Consider the following 476-nt stretch of genomic DNA (forward strand, 5'->3'; position numbering starts at 1 on the left):
AAACATCTGCGGTTTAACCTCACTAAGAGGTTTCATCTCCATTCCAAAGGTATTGATATCGGTTGAATTGGTCGCAAGTTTTTCCCTATAAAAAACAGGAACCTTCGTCTTGCCTAATGCGGTTTTGGCTGTTGTCATTTTTTGTATTAGGAAATCCTTGCTGTAAGGGGCATCTTTTAAGATTCCTGTTGGAACGTTTTTATTGGAGCCTTTGCTGATTCCCTTTAATGCGGTAACTCCTTTTGCTCCTCTTCCAGCCTGACCGACCACAGGTACAAATGTTGTCAATCCAAAGCCTGCGACATACATAATACCTTCATCTTCGGCTGCATCGAAAACAGTTTGACCAATGCTTTCCACAACACTCATCGGATCACTGATGATATGTTTCATTGTTTGCTTGTAGGTTTCCACTCGATCATTGGCGGCCTGTTTCAATCCTTCTGGCTCTATTATATCAGGAATGATATCGGAAA

Annotated in this window: 1 protein-coding gene; it reads right to left on the bottom strand. The window is 41.6% G+C overall.

Annotation, left to right across the window (positions count from 1 at the left end):
• On the bottom strand, positions 1-476 hold a 476-nt coding region (locus FHP05_RS15450), incomplete at both ends, for a hypothetical protein (RefSeq protein WP_191126380.1).

This window comes from Cerasibacillus terrae (genome assembly GCF_008039555.1).
Lineage (GTDB): Bacteria > Bacillota > Bacilli > Bacillales > Amphibacillaceae > Cerasibacillus > Cerasibacillus terrae.